At 56.5% G+C, this 23,233-nt stretch carries 17 protein-coding genes; 14 read left to right on the top strand and 3 right to left on the bottom strand.

Annotated features, from left to right (window positions below):
• Positions 1–14: 14 nt before the first annotated feature.
• Positions 15–1,565 carry a spore germination protein gene (locus GE107_RS18135; RefSeq protein WP_255570605.1) on the bottom strand — a complete coding sequence of 517 codons (1,551 nt, stop codon included), beginning with the start codon at positions 1,563–1,565 and terminating at the stop codon, positions 15–17.
• 206 nt (positions 1,566–1,771) lie between these two features.
• Between GE107_RS18135 and thrC the strand changes: the two genes are divergently transcribed.
• Positions 1,772–3,166, top strand: a complete 1,395-nt coding sequence (gene thrC, locus GE107_RS18130; protein WP_219641407.1) for a threonine synthase — start codon at positions 1,772–1,774, stop codon at positions 3,164–3,166.
• 96 nt (positions 3,167–3,262) lie between these two features.
• Here the strand turns inward: thrC and GE107_RS18125 are convergent, their stop codons facing one another.
• Complete coding sequence (locus tag GE107_RS18125; protein WP_219641406.1) at positions 3,263–3,937, bottom strand: cyclase family protein; 675 nt, start codon at positions 3,935–3,937, stop codon at positions 3,263–3,265.
• A gap of 206 nt (positions 3,938–4,143) precedes the next feature.
• On the opposite strand from GE107_RS18125, the gene GE107_RS18120 reads away from it, so the two are divergent.
• The 3 genes from GE107_RS18120 to GE107_RS18110 are packed head-to-tail and all read left to right on the top strand — an operon-like array spanning position 4,144 to position 8,229.
• Positions 4,144–5,163 carry a substrate-binding domain-containing protein gene (locus GE107_RS18120; RefSeq protein ID WP_219641405.1) on the top strand — a complete coding sequence of 340 codons (1,020 nt, stop codon included), beginning with the start codon at positions 4,144–4,146 and terminating at the stop codon, positions 5,161–5,163.
• Between the two features lie 24 nt (positions 5,164–5,187).
• Positions 5,188–7,005, top strand: a complete 1,818-nt coding sequence (locus GE107_RS18115; RefSeq protein ID WP_219641404.1) for a cache domain-containing sensor histidine kinase — start codon at positions 5,188–5,190, stop codon at positions 7,003–7,005.
• Positions 7,006–7,008: 3 nt separating this feature from the next.
• Positions 7,009–8,229 (top strand): response regulator, encoded by a 1,221-nt coding sequence (locus tag GE107_RS18110; RefSeq protein WP_219641403.1) that lies wholly within the window; start codon positions 7,009–7,011, stop codon positions 8,227–8,229.
• 714 nt (positions 8,230–8,943) lie between these two features.
• Here GE107_RS18110 and GE107_RS18105 read toward each other — a convergent pair.
• Complete coding sequence (locus GE107_RS18105) at positions 8,944–9,135, bottom strand: hypothetical protein (RefSeq protein ID WP_219641402.1); 192 nt, start codon at positions 9,133–9,135, stop codon at positions 8,944–8,946.
• Positions 9,136–9,293: 158 nt separating this feature from the next.
• On the opposite strand from GE107_RS18105, the gene chvE reads away from it, so the two are divergent.
• The 10 genes from chvE to GE107_RS18055 all read left to right on the top strand — a co-directional run bounded on the left by chvE (position 9,294) and on the right by GE107_RS18055 (position 23,113).
• The gene (gene chvE, locus GE107_RS18100; protein WP_219641501.1) at positions 9,294–10,391 is read left to right on the top strand and encodes a multiple monosaccharide ABC transporter substrate-binding protein; all 1,098 of its coding nucleotides are present in this window, start codon (positions 9,294–9,296) and stop codon (positions 10,389–10,391) included.
• 82 nt (positions 10,392–10,473) lie between these two features.
• Positions 10,474–12,003, top strand: a complete 1,530-nt coding sequence (gene mmsA / locus GE107_RS18095) for a multiple monosaccharide ABC transporter ATP-binding protein (protein ID WP_219641401.1) — start codon at positions 10,474–10,476, stop codon at positions 12,001–12,003.
• Positions 12,004–12,007: 4 nt separating this feature from the next.
• Positions 12,008–13,171, top strand: coding sequence for a multiple monosaccharide ABC transporter permease (gene mmsB / locus GE107_RS18090; RefSeq protein WP_219641400.1), 1,164 nt, complete (start codon positions 12,008–12,010; stop codon positions 13,169–13,171).
• Between the two features lie 179 nt (positions 13,172–13,350).
• Entirely contained in the window at positions 13,351–14,328 is a 978-nt protein-coding gene (locus tag GE107_RS18085) for a substrate-binding domain-containing protein (protein ID WP_219641399.1), read from the top strand.
• Complete coding sequence (locus GE107_RS18080; RefSeq protein ID WP_219641398.1) at positions 14,325–15,791, top strand: sensor histidine kinase; 1,467 nt, start codon at positions 14,325–14,327, stop codon at positions 15,789–15,791. The genes GE107_RS18085 and GE107_RS18080 overlap by 4 nt, the downstream gene beginning before the upstream one ends.
• Entirely contained in the window at positions 15,766–17,304 is a 1,539-nt protein-coding gene (locus tag GE107_RS18075) for a response regulator (protein ID WP_219641397.1), read from the top strand. Before GE107_RS18080 ends, GE107_RS18075 begins: the two co-directional genes overlap by 26 nt.
• A 106-nt stretch (positions 17,305–17,410) precedes the next feature.
• Complete coding sequence (locus GE107_RS18070; RefSeq protein WP_219641396.1) at positions 17,411–19,105, top strand: methyl-accepting chemotaxis protein; 1,695 nt, start codon at positions 17,411–17,413, stop codon at positions 19,103–19,105.
• A 130-nt stretch (positions 19,106–19,235) separates the two neighbouring features.
• Entirely contained in the window at positions 19,236–20,330 is a 1,095-nt protein-coding gene (xylF, locus tag GE107_RS18065) for a D-xylose ABC transporter substrate-binding protein (RefSeq protein WP_219641395.1), read from the top strand.
• Positions 20,331–20,417: 87 nt separating this feature from the next.
• Positions 20,418–21,938 (top strand): xylose ABC transporter ATP-binding protein, encoded by a 1,521-nt coding sequence (locus GE107_RS18060; RefSeq protein WP_219641394.1) that lies wholly within the window; start codon positions 20,418–20,420, stop codon positions 21,936–21,938.
• Positions 21,935–23,113, top strand: coding sequence for a sugar ABC transporter permease (locus tag GE107_RS18055; RefSeq protein ID WP_219641393.1), 1,179 nt, complete (start codon positions 21,935–21,937; stop codon positions 23,111–23,113). Before GE107_RS18060 ends, GE107_RS18055 begins: the two co-directional genes overlap by 4 nt.
• The last annotated feature ends 120 nt before the right edge of the window (positions 23,114–23,233 follow it).

Below are 23,233 nucleotides of genomic sequence, written 5' to 3'. Positions count from 1 at the left end.
TTACCGCCCATAATTCACGTAGGCGGGGTGTCCTCCCGGTCGGGATTTTGAGGGGACAAGAATCGAGGGCGCGAGAACAATCCCCATAGAGGGGCACGCGCGATCGTGTCCTTCTGATCCGACAGGGAGACGGGGCTGAACGGCGTCATGTAGGGAACGCCGAACGAACGCAGTCCGCACAGGTGCTGGATAATGAGAATCAAACCGACGATCATCCCGTACAGGCCGAAGGAGGCGGCCAGTCCCATCAATCCGAAACGCAGCATCCGAACCGCAATCCCCATGTTGTAAGCGGGAATCACGAAGCTCGAGATCGCGGTGATCGCCACGACGATGACCATCGCCGCCGAAATGATCCCCGCTTCCACGGCCGCTTGTCCGATAACAAGGGCACCGACGATCGACACCGCTTGTCCGACCGCTCGGGGAAGCCGTACCCCGGCTTCGCGCAGCAGCTCGAACGTCACTTCCATCATCAGCGCTTCAATGAAAGCCGGAAAGGGTACCCTTCCGCGCTGAGCGATGAGGCTGATGAGCAGAGGCGGAGGAAGCATCTCATGATGGAAAGTCGTAATCGCGATGTACAGGGACGGGCCCAGCAGGGCGATGAAAAAGGAGATGTAGCGGAGAATCCGCAAAAACGTCGCGATATCGGAACGTTGGTAATAGTCCTCGGCGGCTTGGAAAAATTGCGGGAACAAGGCGGGGACGAGCAGGACGAACGGCGTCCCGTCCACGAGGATGGCGATCCGCCCTTCCAGCAGGCCAGCCGCGATAACGTCCGGTCTCTCGGAGTGAAACATGGTCGGAAACGGAGTAAACGTTCTGTCTTGAATCAGCTCTTCGATGTACCCGCTTTCCAGGATGCCGTCGATGCGGATGCGTTCGAGCCGGGATCTGACCTCTTGGATGACTTCCTCTTTGGCCGTGCCCTTCAGGTACATCACCGTAATTCTCGTGTGGGTCATCCGGCCGATCCGAAACTCTTCCAACCATAGCCGCGGATCTCGGATTTTGCGCCGGACCAGGGCGATGTTGGTCGACAGATCCTCGGTAAAGCCTTCTTTCGGTCCCCGAATGACGGTCTGAGCGGAGGGCTCCTGTACGCCGCGGTCCTCTCCGCCTTTCATGCCGATCAGAATGACCCGGGAGGATCCGTCGGCCATGATTGCCGCCTGGCCGAACAAGAGGCCCTGCAGAAGCGGCGTCATCTCCGACACCTCGAGGATCTGCCCGACGGGAAGGACGGAGCGCGCCAACCGCTGCAATAGATCCGCGTTCGGTTCCGCCGCAAGCTCTTGCGGGAGATCCCGGATTGCAAGCAACAAGGGATCCAGGATAAAGTGGTTGATCGACTTGGCATCCGTCAGCCCGTCGACGTAAATCACGGCGAATTTCCGTTCGCCGCCGTCCGGGAGTTCGATTTCGCGGATCACGAGATCGGGGCTGTTTCCGCAGGAGGACCGAATGGCCTCTAGATTGCCGGACAGATCGGGTTGAAGCGAAATACCGTGCTTTGCCGGCCTGTGTTGCGGTTCCAAAGACGGGGACGTTCTCTTCAACATTCGCTGGATCATCCTGTGGAGTCCCATGAGCCAACTGCCTCCTTCCCGGTCCGCCTATCCGTCCGTGTTAGATTGCCCGCTTGTCCGGGAAATATTACCACATGCCGGCTCAAGCAGCCCAAGGGTGTCCCTCGTGCAAAAAAAGTCTTGAAACCGGCCCATGATCTCTTCACAATAAGAACAAATGAGGCAAAAAGGAGAACGAGATGAACTTTATCAGCACCCGCGGACAAGTTGGCAGCAGCGGATTTATCGACACTTTTTTGATGGGGCTCGGCAACGACGGCGGCCTGATGATCCCGGAAACGATTCCGGAGATATCCGGGCAAACGCTGGAGGAATGGAAGGATCTGTCGTATCCGGAGTTGATGTTCGCCATTTTCTCGCTTTATACGAACGGCGAAATCCCTGACGAGGATTTGAAACAGCTGATCCGGGAGAGCTACGCCGGATTCCGGAGTCCGGAGGTGGCGCCCGTCATTCGATTGGACGAATCGCTCTATCTCTTGGAGCTCTTCCACGGGCCGACATTCGCCTTCAAGGATGTCGCCCTGCAGTTTATGGGCAATCTGTACGCCTACGCGGCTCAAAAGAAAAACCAAGTGATCCACATTCTAGGGGCGACCTCCGGCGATACGGGAGCGGCGGCGATCAGCGGCGTCCGTTCCAAGGACGGCATCCGCATTTGCATTCTGCATCCGCACGGCAAGGTGAGCCGCGTTCAGGAGCTGCAGATGACGACGGTTCAAGACGACAACGTCCTCAATTTGTCCGTGCGGGGCAATTTCGACGATTGCCAGCAAATCATCAAGGAGCTGTTTGCGGACATCGGCTTTAAGGCGAAGTACCATCTCCGCGCCGTCAATTCCATCAATTTCGTGCGGATTTTGGCGCAGACGGTCTACTATTTCTACGCTTATTTCCGCTTGCCGGAGCGGCAGCGGGAGCAAGGCGTCAGCTTCAGCGTCCCGACCGGCAATTTCGGCAACATCTTCTCCGGATATTTGGCCAAACGGATGGGGCTGCCGATCCGCAAGCTGATCTTGGCGACCAACGAGAACAACATCCTGGAGCGGTTCGTCCGTGAAGGCGTCTATCAGCCGGACCAATTCCGCATGACCTACAGCCCTTCGATGGATATTCAAATCGCGAGCAACTTCGAGCGTTACCTGTATTTCCTCTGCGGTAGCGATCCGCTGGAGACGGCTCGGCGGATGGAGCGTTTCCGCGCCGAAGGCAGGCTGGTGTTTTCCGAAGGGGAGAGGGAGCAAATCGGCCGGGATTTCGCGGCTTACAGCGTGAACGGGGAACGATGCCTGCGAACGATACAAGCCTGCAAGGACCGTTACGATTATTTAATCGATCCGCATTCGGCTTGCGGGATCGCGGCTTACGAAGCCTGCGGCGGGGAGGATGTCTGCATCTCGATGGCGACCGCTCACCCGTCCAAATTCGATGAAGCGATCGGCTTGACCGGCATCCGGCAGACATTTCCGGACGAAATCCGGCAGCTGTTCGACAAACCGCAGCGCCAAACGGTTGTCGAGAACGGCAAACAAGCCGTCGCCGAGCAGCTCGAACGGTTTTTCCGGATCGGATGAACGTGAGCTCTCTTCGCCAAGCGAAGAGATAGACCGCAGGCCACATGTTCTTCTGACCGCAACCGAAGCATTCACGCGCGGCCGCTTGTCGGCCGCTTATCTTTTTTCACCGAAAATCGTCGCTTGACTGCTGTCAACGCCCTCGATGAACCAGGGCACCGCGTAGACGGTGCGGATTTGCGACAGATCCCGATTTAAATTCAGATCTTCCATGATCAGAATGAAGCGGCCGTCCTTCCGGCCTTTGCCGAGCATGATTTGATGGAACAGGATCCCTTCTTCCGGTTTTTGCGCGGCCGCGGCCGAGATGAAATCCACCCCTATCGCCCGCAGGGAATCGAAGGCCATCAGAAATCTGGCAGCGGACGCGGCGAAGCCCGGGTTGCGGTTGCCGTACCGAAGCGGATCCGAGCCGCGGATTCTGCCGAAGCCGGTGCGGATCAGCAGCAGGTCGCTGCCGGCGATCCGGTCCGCCCATGGCATCAAGTCCGCGGCCGTGATCAATTCATCCTCTCTTTTGGGGACATCGATTACCGAGACCCGGTTGAAGACAAAGTAGTCGAGCGGGATTTCGCTCAGTGTTTTGCCTTGCGGGTTAAAATGCCGAGGTGCGTCGATGTGCGTCCCGTTGTGGTTGATCGTTTGGATGACATACTGGTTATACGGGCTGCCGTTTTCGATGAGGGTTTGCGGCCATATTCTGACAGGCGGGTTGTCTTTGTAAACGGGCGTATTCACGCTCAGCGGATAAGATAATACGACACGATTCATGCCTTGGTACTCCTTGTGGTCGAGATGGTGAATCCCGGTTGCGGTCCTATCATAATATGCTCCCGCCCATTGACGGGTGCCGGTCTGTCGACCGATAATCCGGCCGCTTGAAGTTAAAAAATCGAAAAAAATGTGCAGAATGGTGAAAAGACTCGGCCCTGCGCCTTTTCTATGATGAAATTAAAAAGCCGACAGGTGGGATTCCGTTGAAAAAAAGACTGCCGCTCATCGTGTACGGACTGTGTACGGTTTCTTTCCTGTTGTTCATTTGGTATTACGGTATTCGCGACGGCAAGGGCGACGATTGGAACGAAAGCCCGATCGGGCTTGCCGGAGACATCGAGGAGAAATACGTGATGGTCACGTTCCAATCGGGGCTCGACTATTGGAGGCCGATCATGAAGGGGTTCGAGGACGCCGCGCAAGGACTTAACGTATCCGTCGAATTCCGAGGCGCCACCCAATACGACGCGAACGAGGAAATCACGGTGCTCGAGCAGGTCATCGCGAAGAAGCCTGCCGGAATCGCCGTAACGGCGATCAACCCCGAAGCCCTGAACGTCACGATCGACAAGGCGGTGCGCGCCGGCATTCCGATCGTGCTGTTCGATTCCGGCGCCCCCGGCAGCAAGGCCTATTCTTTTCTCGGGACGGATAATTACAAGGCGGGGGCGACGGCGGCACGCGAGATGGGCCGGCTGCTTGCCGGCAAAGGAAAAGTCGCGGTCGTGACGCAGCCGAACCAGCTCAACCATATCGAGCGGACGAATGGGTTCCTGGAGACGCTGAGCAAGGAGTTTCCCGGCCTTACGGTCGCAGAAGTGGCGGATGGCAAAGGGGACGTGACGGTTTCGGGCCTCGTGGCGGACAGCTTGTTGGACCGCTTTCCGGATTTGGACGGCTTCTTCGCCACGCAGGCGAACGGCGGTGTCGGCATTGGCCAAGCCTTGAAGGACAAGGGACTTGCGGGACGCAAAGTCATCATCGGCTTCGACACGGACAAGGGCACGCTCGACATGGTGAAGGACGGGACGATCAACGCCACGCTCGCGCAAGGAACGTGGAACATGGGCTATTGGGCGTTGATGGAGCTGTTCCACCTCCGCCATAAGATCGTGCAGCCGAACAGCGAAGCCGCGGGCGGAGCCGCTCCGCTGCCGCCGTATATCGATACGGGAGTTACGGTCGTGACCCGGGCCAACGTCGATAATTATTACGCAAAATAAGCTGAACGCGGAGGGGGAACTTCGATGCATCCGAACGAGGCCAGAGCGGCGAAAGCGTCTTTTCTCCGCCGATTGTTGCCGGGCAACTTGCCGATCCGCTATAAGCTGCTCGTCCATTTTCTGCTCATTACGATTCTGCCCTGTCTTGCGCTTGGCGTGATGACCGATTGGGTCGTCAACCGGATCATCGATCGGCAGATGAACGACAATACGCAGCAATTGATTGCCAAAGTAAACAGGACGCTGGAATTTTACGTCGGAAACGTTCAAAACACGACGTACCTTCTCTCTTCCAATCCGCAAATCCGCAAGTTTCTGTACGAGGACCGGCTGGACAGGCAAGCGCGGGACGACGCTTTGGCGTTCATGCGCTCCTTTCCGACGCTGCAGACGGAAATCGCCGGCATGATGGTCGTCAACTCCAGGGGCGATTATTTGAGCAACGACATGTATGCCCGATCATCGCAAGATTTGACGCTGGAAACCTGGTATCAGGAAGGCGTGGCGGGCAAAGGCATTTTCAAGATGATCGGACATCCTGTCGGCCGCAGCGTTACGACCCACGCGAACTATAAGGACAGCGAGGTAGTGTCGGCGGTGCGCGCGGTCGTCGATCCGGAAACCCAGAAGGTGATGGGCGTCGTGCTCATCGACCTGAAGCTGCGGGTGATCGTGGAGACGGCTCAAGACGTAAGGCTTGGCAAAACGGGTCTGCTCATGGTGATGGACGAGAGGGGCGAGCCGATTTACGTCCCGAAGCAGCTGGGGTTCCAGTCGATTCCGCTCACGTGGCTCAAGGGACAGACTTCCGGCGATTTCGTGGAAACGGTAGGCGGCCGGAAGCTGCAATTTATCTTTCTCAAATCGGCTTTCACCAACTGGTCGACGATCGGCGTCTTCTCCACCGCGGAAGCGGCGCCGGAAGTGCGGCAAATCCGCTTGTACGTGGGAACGTTCGTCTTCATCGTTTGCCTCCTCGGCATTACGGCGTCGTTTGCCTTGTCGCACAGCATATCCCGTCCGATATACCGGCTGATGGCGTTCATGCACCGGGCGGAATCGGGGGATTTGACGACCCGCTATTGGGGAGACGCGATGGACGAGATCGGGATGCTCGGGCGGAGCTACAACAGCATGCTGTCCAAAATCAGCGATTTGCTGCAGCTGACGGAGAAGCAGGAACGGCAGAAGCGTGAAGCGGAGCTGCGGATTCTGCAGGCGCAGATCAAGCCGCATTTTCTGTATAACACGCTCGATACGATTCATTGGATGGCCCGCAAGCAGGGAGCCGAGGACGTGGCGGAAATGGTGGAGGCGCTTTCGAAGCTTTTCCGGATCGGGCTCAGCAAAGGAAACGAGTTCGTTCCGCTCGCGGAGGAATTCGACCATATTCGAAGTTACTTGCAAATCCAGAAGCTCCGCTACAAGGACAAGCTGAAGTATTCGCTCGATCTCGACCCGGAAATCGCCCATATGCCCGTGCTCAAGGTCATTTTGCAGCCGATCGTGGAAAACGCGATTTACCATGGTATCAAGGAACGGCGAGGCCCGGGCAGAGTTACCGTCAAGGGCGAAAAGGACGAAGACCGGGTCCGGTTGACCGTCACCGACGACGGGGCGGGAATGGACCGGGAGAAGCTGGAGCGGATGCGGGAAATGCTGGCGCGGCGGTACGTTCAATCGGATTCGGCGGCCGCCGGGTCAGGGTACGGGCTGGTCAACGTGGAAGCGAGAATGAGGCTGACTTACGGAGAGGAAGGCTGCTCCATGACAATCGAAAGCGAACCGGGGATCGGAACGACGGTCTCGCTGACGTACGCCATATCCGGAGAGGAGGGTTGACCGTTGGATCGACAAAATGGACGCTGGAAAGTGCTGATCGCAGACGACGAGCCCATCATCCGCGAGGGGATTCGGGATGCGGTTGACTGGGGGGCCCTCGATATGGCCGTCGCGGCGGAAGCGGAGGACGGCGAGGAAGCGCTGGAGAAGGCTTTGGCGCATGATGTCGACGTCATGCTCGTCGATTTGAACATGCCGATCATGAACGGGATGACGCTGATTCGGGAAGTGAGAGAGAAGCTTCCCGGCTGCCGCATCGTAATCGTGAGCGGCCACGACGAATTCGGTTACGCGCAGCAAGCCGTTCATTACGGCGTGGACGAGTACATTCTGAAGCCGGCCAATCCGGCCCATCTGAACGAAGTGCTGCGGAGAATCGGCCGGCAGCTCGAGGAGGCTGTGAGGCAGGAGAAGCATCTGGAGCTGGCGTCGCGCCAAATCCGCAAAAACATTCCGCTTCTGCGGGAGCGGTTTTGCAACGAGTGGATCGAAGACGCAATCGGAGTGGAGGAAGTGGCCGAGCAGCTCCGCTTTCTCGAATTGCCGGACCGGGCGCCTTCCATGTTCGGCATCATCCGCTGGCCCGAGGTCGACCTGGGCCAATCGGTTCGAACCGAGCGCGACCGGCAGCTGCTTCTGTTCGGGATCGAGAATATCGCAGAAGAGCTGGTGCATCCTTGCCCGAACGTGCTGTTCCGCGACTCGCTCGGCTTTATATGTTGCATCGTCTGGGATTCCAGGGACGTCTCTCTGTTCGGGAAAGTCGAACAGTCGGTGGGCAAGTATTTGCAGCTTCAGGTTGTGGCGCATGCCGAACAAATCGAGGGCGGGTTCGAAGGCGTCTCCCCGGCCTACCGCAATGCGCGTGGAGGCGTCTACAAAGAGGCTGCCGTGTCGCCGCTCGTCCGGCGGGCGAGGCAGTATTTGCGCGATCATTTCGACGATCCGCGGTTATCGCTGGATAATACGGCGAAGGCGATCGGCGTTTCCTCCGTTTACTTGAGCCGATTGTTCAAGCAGGAGCTCGGCACGACGTTCGTCGCGCTGCTGACGCAGATCCGCATCTCCAAAGCGGTGCAGCTGCTGAGTTCCACGAGCCGAAGCATCGCGGAAATCGCGGAAGCCGTCGGCTACGAGTCGCAGCACTATTTCAGCACCGCCTTCAAGAAGGCGGTCGGCGTCTCGCCGATCCGGTATCGGAAGGGCGAGTCGGCCGACGAGTGATCGGTCAGGTTGCGGGATTGAGCGGCTTAAGAGGCAGTCGGCGGAAATGAGCGGTGATTTGCGAGTTTGAGCGTCTGCCTGCGGGTTTGAGCGTCGGCTGGGGGGGAGCGTCGGCTGGGGGGGAGTGTCTGCCTGCGGTTTTGAGTGTCGGCTGGCTGTCAAAGTGCTCCCCCCCGGCGGCGCGTAATAACGTTTACTGTACAACGTATCTACATCGGGTCGTACCCGCACGTTAAGCTCCTCCCGCGAGCTTAACTCATCATCCGCACCCCCGTACCGCACGTTAAGCTCCTCCCGCGAGCTTAACTCATCATCCGTACCTCGTACCCGCACGTTAAGCTCCTCCCGCGAGCTTAACTCATCATCCGCACCCCCGTATCCGCACGTTAAGCTCCTCCCGCGAGCTTAACTCATCATCCGCACCCCCGTACCCGCGCGTTAAGCTCCTCCCGCGAGCTTAACTCATCATCCGCACCCCCGTACCCGCACGTTAAGCTCCTCCCGCGAGCTTAATTCGCCTAGATGGGTTTTCGGACGAGAAAGAGAAGATAATTACTTTACTCCGGCGCTTGGACGGGGTTTCGACGAGTAAGGGAAGAAATTTGCTCCGGCGCCCGGAAGGGAAGAAAGTTGACTCCGACGCTTGGCGCACCTCCGTTTCCGTACGTTAAGCCCTTCTCGCGAGCGTATCTCACCCCCGGCAGGCACCAGGCGTTAGAAGTGACATGACGCCGTTTCTCGACGTTGGTGTTTCGGCGCAGCTTCAACGATGGCGAAATAACGCTGTTGCTCATCACCATCACATCCAAAGATGAGGTTGCGCCAGCGCTCTTTGTCACATACGATACGCGCCTTCACCGATGATGACGGGGCAGCGTGGGAAATCACAACCGCATAGGCTCCCATCTCACCCCGCCAACCCCACTTGCTCCGCAAGAAAGGTTATGTTTTTAAAAAAAGTTGTCGATTTCGTCAAAAGACGGGCTCTCCTCCTCCGTGGTACAGTCATACCAGACCATATGGAAGGGGAGTTTGAAGTGAAAAAAGTACTGACAGTCGCCCTCATGATCGCGCTTGTGTTCGCGCTTGCGGCTTGCGGCGGGAGCAAAAACGAAGGAGCGGCGTCCCCGAGCGAAAGCGCGGCGTCTTCCAGCGCAGCAGCGGGCGGCGGAGACAAGGGTACGATCGGAATCTCGATGCCGACCAAATCGTCCGAGCGTTGGGTGAACGACGGCGCCAACATGGTGAAGGAGTTCGAAAAGCTCGGTTACAAGACGGACCTTCAATACGGCGAAGACGTCATCGAGAACCAAGTCTCCCAAATCGAGAACATGATCACCAAAGGCGTTAAGCTTCTCGTTATCGCCGCCATCGACGGCGAATCGTTGACCGACGTGCTGCAAAAAGCGGCCGACGCGAAAATTCCGGTCATCGCTTACGACCGTCTGATCAAGAAAACCGAACACGTCGATTACTATGCAACGTTCGATAACTTCAAAGTCGGCGTCCTGCAAGCTTCCTATATCGAAGAGAAGCTCGGCCTGAAAGATGGCAAAGGTCCTTTCAACATCGAGCTGTTTGCCGGATCCCCGGACGACAACAACGCTTACTTCTTCTTCGACGGCGCGATGAGCGTGCTGCAGCCTTACATCGACAGCGGCAAGCTGGTCGTCAAATCCGGCCAGACGAAATTCGATCAAGTCGCAACGCTTCGTTGGGACGGCGGCGTAGCCCAATCCCGGATGGACAACTTGCTTTCCGCCCACTACACTTCCGCTAACGTAGACGCAGTCCTGTCGCCGTACGACGGCATCACGATCGGTATCCTGTCCTCGCTGAAAGGCGTTGGCTACGGCACGGCCGACAAACCGCTGCCGGTCACTTCCGGCCAGGATGCGGAGGTCGCTTCGGTGAAATCGATCATCGCCGGCGAGCAAACTTCGACGGTATTCAAAGATACCCGCGAGCTTGCGAAAGTGGCGGTTAACATGGCGGATGCGGTACTGAACGGCAAGAAGCCGGAAATCAACGACGAGAAAACGTACAACAACGGCGTCAAAGTCGTTCCGTCCTACCTGCTCGTTCCGGTTTCCGTCGATAAATCCAACTACAAACAAATTCTCGTCGACAGCGGCTACTACACCGAAGATCAACTGAAATAAGGATACGGAAAGATTTCGTGACGGCCGGCAGCGGCCGTCGCGAAATTTATACGCAATTTCAAAGGAAAGGCCGGGTGAACGTATGGCAGGCGAAATCCTGGAAATGCGCGGCATCACGAAAACTTTCCCCGGCGTCAAAGCGCTGGAGAACGTGAATCTGAAAGTCAAGGAAGGCGAAATTCACGCCCTGTGCGGCGAGAACGGAGCCGGCAAGTCCACGCTCATGAAAGTGCTGAGCGGCGTCTATCCTCATGGCTCGTATGAGGGCGACATCCTGTTCAAAGGGCAGACGTGCGAGTTCAAGGACATCAAGCAAAGCGAAAGCTTGGGTATCGTTATTATCCATCAGGAGCTGGCTTTGATCCCTTATTTGTCGATCGCGGAAAACATTTTTCTTGGGAACGAACAAAAGCGAAACGGCATCATCGACTGGAACGAAACGATCGTACGGACGAGAGAGTTGCTCGCGACCGTCGGATTGAACGAAAATCCGAACACGCTCATCACGAGTCTCGGCGTAGGCAAACAGCAGCTCGTCGAAATCGCCAAGGCGTTGTCCAAGAAAGTGAAGCTGCTCATCCTGGACGAACCGACGGCTGCGCTTAACGAGGAAGACAGCGAGAACTTGCTGAAGCTGATCCTTCAATTGAAGGGACAAGGCATCTCCTCGATTATCATTTCCCACAAATTGAACGAAATCGCCAAAGTGGCGGATTCCATAACGATTTTGCGCGACGGAAAAACGATTGAAACGCTCGACATGCGCGCGGACGAAGTGACCGAGGACCGGATCATCAAAGGGATGGTCGGCCGCGATTTGACGCAGCGCTATCCCGAACGCGTTCCCCAGATCGGCGAGACGATTTTCGAAGTGAAAAATTGGACGGTATACCATCCGCAGCACGACCGGAAAGTGATCGACAACGTTCATATGCATATTCGCCGGGGCGAAATCGTCGGGATTGCGGGGCTCATGGGTGCCGGACGGACTGAGCTTGCGATGAGCATTTTCGGCCGGTCTTACGGCCGCAACATAAGCGGGCAAATCGTGAAGGACGGGCGCGAAGTGCAGTACCGCTCGATCAGCGACGCGATCGATAACGGCGTCGCCTACGTAACCGAAGACCGGAAACAGTACGGCCTCATCTTGATCGACGACATCAAGCGCAATATCTCGCTGGCGAACTTGAACAAAATTTCCCGCCGCGCCGTCGTCAACGAAAACGAAGAAGTCGTCGTCTCCGAGACGTTCCGGAAGAAGATGAATATCAAGACGCCGAGCGTCCTGCAGAAAACGGGCAATCTGAGCGGAGGCAACCAGCAGAAGGTCGTGCTCAGCAAATGGATTTTTTCCGAACCGGACATTTTGATCCTGGACGAGCCGACCCGCGGCATCGATGTCGGAGCCAAGTACGAAATTTACACGATCATTAACCAGCTGGCCGCGGAAGGCAAAGGAGTGCTCGTCATTTCGTCGGAGCTGCCGGAAATTCTCGGCTTATGCGACCGCGTCTACATCATGAGCGAGGGGCGGATCACCGGGGAAGTGAACCGCAAGGACGCGACGCAGGAGAAATTGATGAGATACATGACGAAAGGCAAGGGGGAGTGACACGATGGATGTCTTGAAAAGCATGTTCAAAAGCAATGTCCGGCAGTACGGCATGATCGTCGCGCTCGTGGCGATCACCGTGCTGTTCCAGATTATGACGGACGGCATTCTGCTGAAGCCGCTCAACGTCACGAACATTATTCAGCAGTACAGCTTCATCCTGGTGCTCGCGATCGGCATGGTCATGGTCATCATTACCGGCCATATCGATTTGTCGGTCGGGTCGGTCGCCGCGTTCGTCGGTGCGGTTGCCGCCGTCATGATGGTCGATTACGGCATGCCGTTCTACGTCGTGATCGTGCTGTCCCTCATTATCGGGGGACTTGTGGGAGCTTGGCAAGGATTCTGGATCGCGTATATGAAGATCCCCTCGTTTATCGTAACGCTGGCAGGCATGTTGATTTTCCGCGGTCTGACGATGGACGTTCTGGATGGTCAATCGATCGCCCCGTTTCCGAAGCTCTTCCAGAAAATGAGCAACGGTTTTCTGCCGGACTTTGGCGACGGAAAGCTGCACACACTGTCGATCGTGCTCGGTATCGGTTTGTCGATATTAACCATTCTTCAGGAAATTCGGGATCGCCGCACCCAGCAGAAATACGGCTTCGACGTTCTGCCGCTGCCCTTGTTTTACGCGAAGCTTGTCGCCATCGCAGCCGTCATCAACTTGTTCACGTATGTGCTGGCCCAGTATAAAGGGATTCCGTTCATTCTCATAATCCTGTTCGTGCTCGTCGTCGTGTACTCGTTCGTCATGAAGAAGACCGTCATGGGCCGCCACACCTATGCGCTCGGCGGCAACGAGAAAGCGGCCATGCTGTCCGGCGTCAAGACGAAACGCGTCACGTTCTGGGTGTTCGTCAACATGGGCGTTCTCTCCGCCTTGTCCGGCCTGATCTTCGCCGCCCGATTGAACGCGGCCACGCCGAAGGCCGGAGTCAACTTCGAGCTTGACGCGATCGCGGCCTCGTTCATCGGGGGGGCGTCCGCATCCGGCGGTATCGGAAGCGTAATGGGAGCGATCATCGGCGGTCTCGTCATGGCCGTCATGAACAACGGCATGTCGATCATGGGCATCGGCATCGACAGGCAGCAAGTCATTAAAGGGCTCGTGCTTATGCTCGCCGTCGCTTTCGATATTTACAACAAGAAAAAGAACGCCGTTTAACGCACCGCCGCGGCACGATCGTTTCCGGACTCCTCTCGGGGAGTCTTTTTTGCTTATGGCTCCGGGTCGGCGAATGTGATGGAACCGCAAAAATAAAGGAGGACAACCCGGCAGCACATTTGCTATGTTAGAGTATATCGAAATGGAAGCGTTAACAGCGGAAAGGGAAGGGAAGCGTCTTGCGTAAACTGGTGATCCTGCTCGTGTCCGCCTTATGCGTGGTCCTCTTTTACTTTACTCTGAGCTCCTTCATCAAAGTGTTCCATTACGACTTGACCGTACCTGCCCAATCCGGAGGTACGCCTCCACGATACCGGCTCGTCTTGATTACGCAGGAATTGGACACCCCGTTCTGGAACAAGGTGGGGACCGGGGCGCTTCAGGCAGCCAAGCAAAACGGTGCGGGCCTCGAGGTGTGGGGGAGCTACGGCAAGAATCGGGAGGATTTCCTGAAGAAAATCGAAATCGCCATCGCATCTCATGTAGACGGCATCATCGTGCAGGGATTGGAAGAGGAAGAATTCAATCGGCTGACAACCGTCAAAGCGGCCGAAAAAGGAATCCCGGTCATTACCGTCGCCAATGATGTGCCGATGGAGGAGAGCCTACGCCGAACGTATGTCGGATCCGACCATTACAAAGCGGGCCAAATGATCGGCAGGCGGCTGCTGTCCGATATGGGTACCGCAGGCCATGTCGTGTTGATGGGCTCCAATCGGGAAGAAGACTATCAGCGTCGGCGCATTAGCGGCATTCTGGATATTTTGAAAGCTTATCCGAACATCCGAACCGAAGTGGTGACCGCGGGCGAAACGAGGGAGGAGGTCGTCCAGAAGACGAACGAGATCATGAACAAAGAGCCGAATGTCGATGCTTTCATTGCCGTTGCGGCCAATAACGCCGGCGCGATGATCCAGGAGATCGACAAACGCGCCAAGGTGGAGAAGTATCACGTCTATTCGTTCGACGACAGCCCGGAGACGTTAAGGCTGTTGAAACTAGGGAAAATCGACGCCTTGATCGAGCAGTCTCCCGACAGGATGGGGGAACTGAGCGTGAAGCTGATGATCCAATGGTTAAAGGGAGAATCGTTCCCGCTCGATTATAACGGTTACTTCACGGATATCCGTATGCTGCGGGCGGAGGATCTCCGATGAACAGCATCCAGAAAAAGATTTTGACGCTATCGGCCATCGTCTTGTTTATCATGGTGCTCATATGGGTCGTTCTCATTTATTACAATCAGAAGACGCAGGATCAATACAACCGAATCTTGCAGCGCTACTTGCAAATGAATGAGGTGACCGCCACCAGCAATCGGATGGTGACGGCGCTCAACAATTATTTGCAAGATCCGTCCCAGCTGCATTTGGGCGAGCTGAACGAGAGCAAGCGGAGGCTGCAGGAGGCGCAGGGCCAAATCTCCAGGCTGCAGAACGGCGGGAACGCCTTTACGTTGACCAATTACGTGAATCTCATCGACAGTTTCGTCGAATCGACGAACCGCTCGGTCAAGTCGGCGGACGAGAAGAACAACGAGGATTCCCTGAACTACTTTACGGAAGCGACGCGGTTCTCGAACTATATCTCCGATACGACGCTCACGCTGCTGGACAAGGAATTGAAAACGTACGACCAGTTTTACCGGGGCATCATCGAGCAATCGGAAGAACTGAAGAAGCTGGGGCTGTGGATGCTCGCCCTCATCACCGTCTTGCTGCTTGTGTTTACTTATTGGTTTTCGCTGAGCATCACCCGTCCGATACAGAAACTGACGATGGCGGCCAAGGAGCTGTCGCGCGGGAGGTTCGACCTGGAGATCGAAGTTCCCTCGAACGATGAAATCTCCTTCCTCGCCAAAACGTTCGACCGGATGCGGATCAACATCAACAATCTGATCTCGGAAATTCAGCAGAAAGCCCAATTGGAAAGCGAACTGCAGAAGAACAAGCTGTTGCTTCAAGAAAGCCAGCTGCGAAGCCTGCAAAGTCAAATCAACCCGCACTTTCTGTTCAATACGCTCGATACGTTATCCAAAAAAGCTTATCTGGAAGGGTCGGAGGAAACGAGCGATTTGCTGGCCAGCGTCGCCGGACTGCTCCGGTACAACCTGAAGCGGTTGGATCGTTCCGTCTCCTTGTACGACGAGGTCAAAGTGATTCTTCAATATATCGACATCCAAAAGGCCCGATTCACCGATCGCCTGCGGTTCGTACAGGAAACGGACAGGTCTTGCTTTCATGTCCAGCTTCCGGGGCTGACGCTGCAGCCGATCATCGAGAATGCCGTTATTCATGCGGTGGAGCCATTGGAGGAAGGCGGTTCGATTACCTTCCGTGTACGGGACGGGGAAGACGCGGTCATCGTGGAGATCGAGGATAACGGGGTAGGCATGCCGGAAGACAAAATCAGGAACATTCTGGAGGAACGCGTTCCTGTCGCGGAAGGTCATTCCACGGGGATCGGGTTCAGCAATGTCGTCCGCAGGCTGCGGTTATTCTACGGACGCGACGATGTAATCGACATCCGGAGCGAACTTGGCCGCGGCACCAAAGTGATCCTGAAGCTACCGAAGGAAAGGGGGATCGGATACGATGCTCAAGCTGTTAATCGTGGATGACGAACAGATCGAACGGGAAGGGCTTATTGCCATTCTGCGCAAAGGGTTTCCGGATCTGGTCATGGAACAGGCGAAGAACGGAAGGGCCGCCGTCGAGATGGTTCCTTCCTATCGGCCCGATCTCGTCCTGATGGATATTAAAATGCCGGGCATGAGCGGATTGGAAGCCGTGGAGTTGATCGGCTCCGAATATCCCGACATCAAGTTCATCATGGTAACGGCTTACGATACGTTCGAATATGCTCGCAAAGCGCTCAAGCTCGGGGTGAAAGATTACTTGCTCAAGCCGAGCAAAGCGGGCGAAATCATCGAGACGGTCGGCAAAGCGCTGGGCGATATCGAGCGGGAACGGACCGAACGGAAAACGAGAACGCAAGAGATGGACGCGCTTCGGAAAATGCTGCCGATCGTCGAAGCCGACGTCGTGACGCAGCTGTTGTTCGATCACGTGCACGAGGTGCACCTGGATGAAATGGTCGGGCTGCTCGGCGCACGGACGGCTAAAGAGGCCTTCGTCATGCTGATGATGCTTCTGCCGGGTTCGTCCGCGGATGCCTTCTACGCGAGCGTCAAGGACAAGATGAGACAGCTGGGCAATGGCTGGGTCGGGGCCATGTCCGGACGCCAAATCCCGTTAATCGTCTTCCGGGAACCGGAGAAGTCTTACCGGTCCCAAGCGGCATCAGTCGTTCAGCAGCTGCTGGCAGTCAAGCAACGGGTGCCCGGTACGGATTGTTTTATCGGGATCGGCAATCCGTACGGTTCGTTCGGGCAAATTCGCCTGTCCTATCGGGAAGCGTTGTTCTGCTCGGCAGATCCGGGCCTTCCGTCCAGGCACCGTTTCTTCGAAGATATGCCGCCGTCAACGGATTTGAAAGAGGACACTCGATCGGAAAAACGATTGCCGGAACATGTCCGTTTCGGAGAATGGGATCAGATTGCGGCGGCCGTGTCGGGGTTGATCGGCCGTTATGAGACGGCGGGTGCCGGGCTTGTTCAAGTCCAGCAGAGAGTGCTGGAATCGTTGTGGGTCGTCTTTCGCACCCTCCTCGAAATGGGGGTCGAGGCGGACCGCCCGCTGTTCTCCTTTCAAGTGCAGGATTACCGGCAACTCCGTACGGAGGCGCAATGCCTGCTTGAGCGGATGAAGGAGGCGGCGCAGGCGCACAGGAGCCGTCTGGAACCCGATGCGGTGCACGAGATCAAGCGGTATATCCAAGAGCACTCGCAAGAGGAAATATCGCTCGAGACGATCGCCAAACGCGTCGGTCTCAGCCCGTTTTACATCAGCAAGATGTTCAAGGAGCAGCTTGGCGTGAACTATATCGATTTTCTCACCGAGTGCCGCATCGAGAAGGCGAAGACGTTCATGCTCGACCCGGAATTCAGCCTGAAGGAAATCGCCTTCGAGGTGGGCTACAACGATCCGAATTATTTCAGCAAAGTGTTCAAAAAAACGACCGGCGTTGCCCCTACGGACTACCGAAATACCCTCCTTGGCAAAAAAGTATAGAAGATTGCAAAAAGTGACAGGCGATTTCTGTCGCTTTTTGGTTTTTCCGTGTTACTCTCTCTTCACGCCGTGCAGGCTGTGAATCCGGATGAAGGGGGGAAAACACTTGAAGATCTCCACGCGCCTGATGCTCGGTTTCGGTGTCCTTTGCCTGTTCTTGACCGGGATCGGCGTCTTCTCGCTCTATACGATGAGGAGCGTCAATGCCGGGACGGATCAGATTGTCCGCAACTGGATGCCCGCGGTATCCAAGGCCTATCGGATCAAACTCGCCGCCATCGACATCCACGAGCGGCTGAGGAAGCTGATTGAGCAGCCGAACGAAGCGGACGAACGGAAGTTGAAAGAAGCGAAGACCGGACTTCGATCGCTGGTGGACGCCTACATCGCCGAGACGAACTCGGCGGCCGGGAAGGACGCCGCCAGCCGTTTCATCATGAGCTACGAGGGCGGAGAAGCGAACGACAACCAAATGCTCGAGCAGGCCAAAGCAGGCAACGTGAAAGGCGCGCTCCTGCTGTATGACGAATCTGGCGCCAGGCTGTTCGAAGACGTCAACCGCACGCTGGACGAGCTGATTCAAATCAGCGAAACGGAAGCCGCGGCTGCCGGAACGGCCAATGAACGGCAGTATGCAAGGGGCTGGCAAATTATCGTCGGAGCCTTGGTCCTGGTCGTTCTGACCGCCGTAACGCTGTCGCTCTGGACGATCCGGTCCATTCTGAATCCGATCCGCAGCATCAACGCGATATTGGCGAACTTGGCCGGCGCCAAAGGGAACTTGCGCGAGCGAATCCGGCTGAATTCGGGCGATGAAATGGAAAAAATGGCGGACAACGTCAACCGGGTGCTGGAGACGGTGGAACATCTGGTGATGCAGATCCGGGCCACCACGATGGAAGTCGCCTCTTCCTCCACGCAAATCGACGACAACTGCCGGCAGCTGGCCGGCGCAACGGAAGAAATATCCGCTTCCGTCGTAAGCTTGAGCGAGAAAGCCATGTCGCAAGCCGAGCGGACGCAGGCCTCCAGACTCCAGGTCAAGGAGTATTTGGACAAGCTCGGCCATATGGCGGGCAAGGCCGAAGAAACCTACGGACTGGCGCTCCGCGCGGCAGAACGTACGTCGCAAGGGAACGAGCAAATGGGGGCCTTGCTTGAGCGAATGAACGCCATTACGGCACAGAACGATACGGCGGCGCGCACCTTGGATCATTGCCGGACATTGCTCGAACAGGCCGAAAAGGTGAATCTGCTGGTTCAAGCGATATCGAATCGAACGAACATTCTATCCTTGAACGCGGGAATCGAAGCTTCCCGCACCGGCGCTCATGGCAAAGGATTTGCCGTCATTGCCGAAGAAGTCCGCAAACTGTCGGGAGAGTCGAGAAACTCGGCCCGAAGCATCGTCGGTTTGCTCGATGACATGAGACGGGCAATGGATACGTTATCCGAGCAATTCCAGGACAATACCGGGCACATCACGGCCGGGAGCGAACAAATCCGGCAGATGACGGCAACGTTCCGGGAGATCGGAGAGACGAACGAAACGGTCATGAAGAACGGGAAGCAAACGAAGGAAGAAGCCGAACGGATGCTTGTCACCGCCGGGGAAATCGCCGGCGTCTTCGAAGGCATCGGCAGCTTGTCGGAAGAACAGTCGGCGGCGAGCCAGCAAATTACCGCGTCGGTAGAGGAGCAGCTCGGCAGCACGCAGCTCATCGGTTCGTTCACCAACGAGCTGGCCGGTCAGGCCGACCGGTTGAAGAAGCTGGTGGAGCAATTCGATACCGGGTCTTGACGGGTGTTAAAAAAGTGCAGGCAATCGCAAAAGATTCCAGAATTCCATTCCGCATAGAAACCGCATATCCGTTATTCTTCATATGTAAGCCTTTACAACATTACATTTATTCGAAAAGGGAGAGAAGAGAATGAAGAAGGGTTTTGCGAAAAACGGGGCAGCGCTGCTTATTTTGGCACTTGTACTCGTGCTTGCCGCTTGCGGCAAGAGCGGCGGCAGCGAGGGCTCCGCTTCGTCCGACAAACCGGCGGCAAATTCGGCGGCCGGCGCGGATGCGAACAAAGACGGAAAAATCAAAATCGGATTCTCCATGGATACGCTGCAGGAAGAGCGCTGGCAGAAGGACCGGGATCTGTTCAAGGCGGCAGCGGAAGCGCTCGGCGCGGAAGTGGAAGTCCAATCCGCCAACAGCGACGACGCGAAGCAGATCGCGCAAGCCGAGTCCTTGATCTCCCAAGGCGTGGACATCCTCGTGGTCGTTCCCCACAACGCGGAAGCGACGGCGGCGATCGTGGAGAAAGCCCATGCGGCGGGAATCAAAGTCCTTGCGTACGACCGCTTGATCAAGAACTCCGACGTGGATTTGTACGTCTCCTTCGACAACGAACGGGTAGGCGAAATGCAAGCGGAAGCGATTACGAAGATTGTCTCCAAAGGCAAGTTCGTCTACATCGGAGGCTCCGAAACGGACAACAACGCCCATCTGTTCAAGAAAGGCGCGTTCAATGTTCTGCAGCCGCTGATTGACAAAGGCGACATCCAGATCGTCTACGACCAGTTCACGAAGGATTGGAACCCGGCGAACGCGCTCGCCAACATGGAGAACGCGCTCACGGCCAACAACAACCAGATCGACGCGGTCGTGGCCGCGAACGACGGTACGGCCGGCGGCGTCATCCAGGCTCTGGCGGCGCAGGGCCTGGCAGGCAAAATCCCGGTCTCCGGCCAGGACGCCGAGCTGGCAGCCGTTCAACGGATCGTGGAAGGCACCCAGACGATGACGGTTTACAAACCGATCAAAGCGCTGGCGGAGAAAGCGGCCGAGCTTGCGGTGAAACTGGCCAAAGGTGAAGACGTTGGCGCCGACAAGAAAGTAAACAACGGCAAAATCGACGTGCCGTCCGTTCTCCTCGATCCGATCTCGGTCGATAAATCCAACATCGACGCGACGGTGATCGCCGACGGATTCCACTCCAAAGAAGACGTCTACAAAAACGCGAAATAACGAGGATGAGCGAGAGGGGAAGAAGTGAAATCGACATTTCACGCTCTTCCCCTCTCCCCATACGCAAGGACGCGAGGTGAGAAAGCGATGACCGCCGTATTGGAAATGCGAAATATCACGAAGGAGTTTCCCGGCGTCAAAGCGCTGAACGACGTCAACTTCATCGTCAAGAAGGGCGAGGTTCACGCTTTGTGCGGAGAGAACGGCGCGGGCAAATCGACTTTGATGAAAGTGCTCAGCGGCCTGTATCCGAGCGGGACCTATGACGGTCAAATCCTGATCAACGGCGAAGAGAAGCATTTTCATAGGATCAAAGACGCGGAAGAAGCCGGCATTTCGATTATTTACCAAGAGCTGGCGCTGGCCAAGGACCTGTCGGTCGGAGAAAACCTGTTTCTCGGCAAGGAGCCTGCCCGATTCGGGATCATCAATTGGGAGAAGGTCTACCGGGAAAGCGAGAAGTGGCTGCGCGAGGTGGGACTCGACGTGAGTCCGGAGCAAGTCACGGGGACGCTTGGGATCGGCAAACAGCAGCAGGTCGAAATCGCCAAAGCGCTGTCGAAGAACGCCAGCATATTGATTTTGGACGAACCGACGGCTGCGCTCACGGAACAGGAAGTCGACATACTGCTCGGGATCCTGCGGGAGTTCAAGAAACGGGGAGTGACATGCATTTACATTTCCCACAAGCTGAACGAAGTGTTTGCGATCGCGGATTCGATAACGGTGCTTCGGGACGGCCGCACGATCGGTACGTATCCGGCTTCGGAAATCAATGAGGACCAAGTGATTTCCTTGATGGTGGGACGGGAACTGAAGGAGCGTTTTCCCCGTATTCCGGCGCAGCCCGGCGACGTGGTGTTAAAGGTCAAAGACTATTCGGTGATGAACCCGGATCTTCCGGGCAAGAAAGTGATCGACAACCTTTCGTTCGAGGTTCGCAAAGGGGAAATATTCGGAATTGCCGGATTGATGGGCGCAGGGAGAACGGAACTGGTCATGAGCCTGTTCGGTTCCTATGCCGGAGAGAGCCGGGGCAGCGTGGAAATCGACGGGAAACCCGTGCGCGTCAAAAATTCGCGGCAAGCCATCCGTGAAGGGCTGGCACTGGTGTCCGAGGATCGCAAAAGATACGGTCTGGTGCTGGGGATGGATATCAAAAGCAATGTGACCATGGCCAGCATGAGGGCGATTTCGAATGGCGGGGTCATTAACCATAATCAGGAAATCGCAAGCGGCAACGAATATATCCGCTCCATGAGAATCAAAGCGAATTCGGTGGAGACGATCGTCGGAACGCTCAGCGGCGGCAATCAGCAGAAAGTCGTGCTCGGCAAATGGCTGATGACGAATCCCAAGATTCTGATCCTTGACGAACCTACGAGGGGTATCGATGTCGGGGCCAAATTCGAAATCTATAACATCATGAACGATTTAATCCGTCAGGGTGTCTCGATCATCATGGTTTCCTCCGAGCTTCCGGAGCTTCTTGGCATGAGCCATCGGATCATGGTGATCTCGGAAGGGCGTAAGGTCGGGGAATTCAAGACCGAGGAAGCGACGCAAGAGGCGATCATGACGGCCGCAACGGGGGGGAATAAGAAATGAACGCAAAAACGGAAGCCGTGTCGGCGCAAGCGGCGGGCAAACGGCAAATGAGCTGGTTTAAGTTCGATGCCCGCGCCTACACGATGATCGGGGCTTTGCTGTCGATCTGGGTGTTGTTTTCTTTGCTTCACGAACGGTTTTTGACGCCGACGAACTTGTCGAATCTATTCCTGCAAATGTCGGTTACCTCTATTCTGGCGATCGGGATGGTTCTCGTCATCGTCGCCGGCCATATCGATTTGTCGGTCGGTTCGCTTGTCGGTCTGACGGGCGGCATCGCGGCGATTCTGAACGTATGGTACGACTGGAACACGGTGCCGGTCATTGTCGTAACCGTCGCCACCGGAGCGGCGATCGGCTTCGTTCAGGGCTGGATCGTGGCCTATCGGGCCGTTCCGGCTTTCATTGTCACGTTAGGCGGTATGCTCATGTTCAGGGGAATCTTGTTCGGTACGACAGGCAGCGTGACGATTGCGCCGCTGACTCCTTCCATGAAAGCGATCGGACAAGAATACGTCGCGGATCTCGTAGGTTGGGTGCTGGGCATTGCCGCTCTGGTCGTTGCCGCCTTCCTGGTGCTTCGGAAACGCGCCTCGCGCATGCGCTACGGTTTCCCGGTCGAGCCGCTGGCCGTCGGCGTGCTGCGGATGGTGCTGATCGGAGCGTTCATTCTGGGATTCGTCTATTTAATGAACAGCTATAAAGGCATTCCCGTTCCTTTCATTATGGTCGTCGTACTGGCGCTTGTGTTCACGTTTATCTCCAAAAACACGACGTTCGGGCGCCAAGTGTATGCGATCGGAGGCAACGCGGAGGCGGCAAGGCTGTCGGGAATCAACATCAAACAGCGGGTATTGCTTGTCTTTGTCCTCAGCGGCACGCTCGCCAGCATCGCGTCGCTTGTCCTGACCGCCCGCGTCAACGCGGCGACGATGAGCGCCGGCCAGAACGCCGAGCTTGACGCGATCGCGGCCTGCGTCATCGGAGGCACCAGCCTGATGGGAGGTGCCGGCACGATCGTCGGCGCATTGATCGGCGCCCTGGTCATGGCCAGCCTGGATAACGGCATGAGTCTGATGAACATGGAGTCGTTCTGGCAATACATCGTCAAAGGCGCCATCCTTGTCCTCGCCGTGTACGTGGATATTTACAGCAGGCAGAGGAAGAAAGTGTAGCGCAGACTTGGCGTAATACGGTATGCGGAATGGAGCCGTCGGGGCCGGAGCCCCGACGGCTCCATTCATCGTTGCGCGGATTTCCCGAAAGGCGAGGAATCCTTTTTTACATCGAAAAGG

The sequence above is a fragment of the Cohnella sp. CFH 77786 genome (assembly GCF_019400745.1).
GTDB lineage: Bacteria > Bacillota > Bacilli > Paenibacillales > Paenibacillaceae > Cohnella.
The sequence above is the reverse complement of the archived record's forward strand: the minus strand, read 5'-3'. Positions and strand labels throughout refer to the sequence as shown.

What these genes read in the sequence shown, in the direction of transcription:
- GE107_RS18135 (WP_255570605.1), bottom strand. Translation starts at nt 1,565, where the DNA reads ATGTTGAAGAGAACGTCCCCGTCTTTGGAACCGCAACACAGGCCGGCA.
- thrC (WP_219641407.1), top strand. Translation starts at nt 1,772, where the DNA reads ATGAACTTTATCAGCACCCGCGGACAAGTTGGCAGCAGCGGATTTATC.
- GE107_RS18125 (WP_219641406.1), bottom strand. Translation starts at nt 3,937, where the DNA reads ATGAATCGTGTCGTATTATCTTATCCGCTGAGCGTGAATACGCCCGTT.
- GE107_RS18115 (WP_219641404.1), top strand. Translation starts at nt 5,188, where the DNA reads ATGCATCCGAACGAGGCCAGAGCGGCGAAAGCGTCTTTTCTCCGCCGA.
- GE107_RS18105 (WP_219641402.1), bottom strand. Translation starts at nt 9,135, where the DNA reads ATGGGAGCCTATGCGGTTGTGATTTCCCACGCTGCCCCGTCATCATCG.
- chvE (WP_219641501.1), top strand. Translation starts at nt 9,294, where the DNA reads ATGATCGCGCTTGTGTTCGCGCTTGCGGCTTGCGGCGGGAGCAAAAAC.
- mmsA (WP_219641401.1), top strand. Translation starts at nt 10,474, where the DNA reads ATGGCAGGCGAAATCCTGGAAATGCGCGGCATCACGAAAACTTTCCCC.
- mmsB (WP_219641400.1), top strand. Translation starts at nt 12,008, where the DNA reads ATGGATGTCTTGAAAAGCATGTTCAAAAGCAATGTCCGGCAGTACGGC.
- GE107_RS18080 (WP_219641398.1), top strand. Translation starts at nt 14,325, where the DNA reads ATGAACAGCATCCAGAAAAAGATTTTGACGCTATCGGCCATCGTCTTG.
- GE107_RS18075 (WP_219641397.1), top strand. Translation starts at nt 15,766, where the DNA reads ATGCTCAAGCTGTTAATCGTGGATGACGAACAGATCGAACGGGAAGGG.
- xylF (WP_219641395.1), top strand. Translation starts at nt 19,236, where the DNA reads ATGAAGAAGGGTTTTGCGAAAAACGGGGCAGCGCTGCTTATTTTGGCA.
- GE107_RS18060 (WP_219641394.1), top strand. Translation starts at nt 20,418, where the DNA reads ATGACCGCCGTATTGGAAATGCGAAATATCACGAAGGAGTTTCCCGGC.
- GE107_RS18055 (WP_219641393.1), top strand. Translation starts at nt 21,935, where the DNA reads ATGAACGCAAAAACGGAAGCCGTGTCGGCGCAAGCGGCGGGCAAACGG.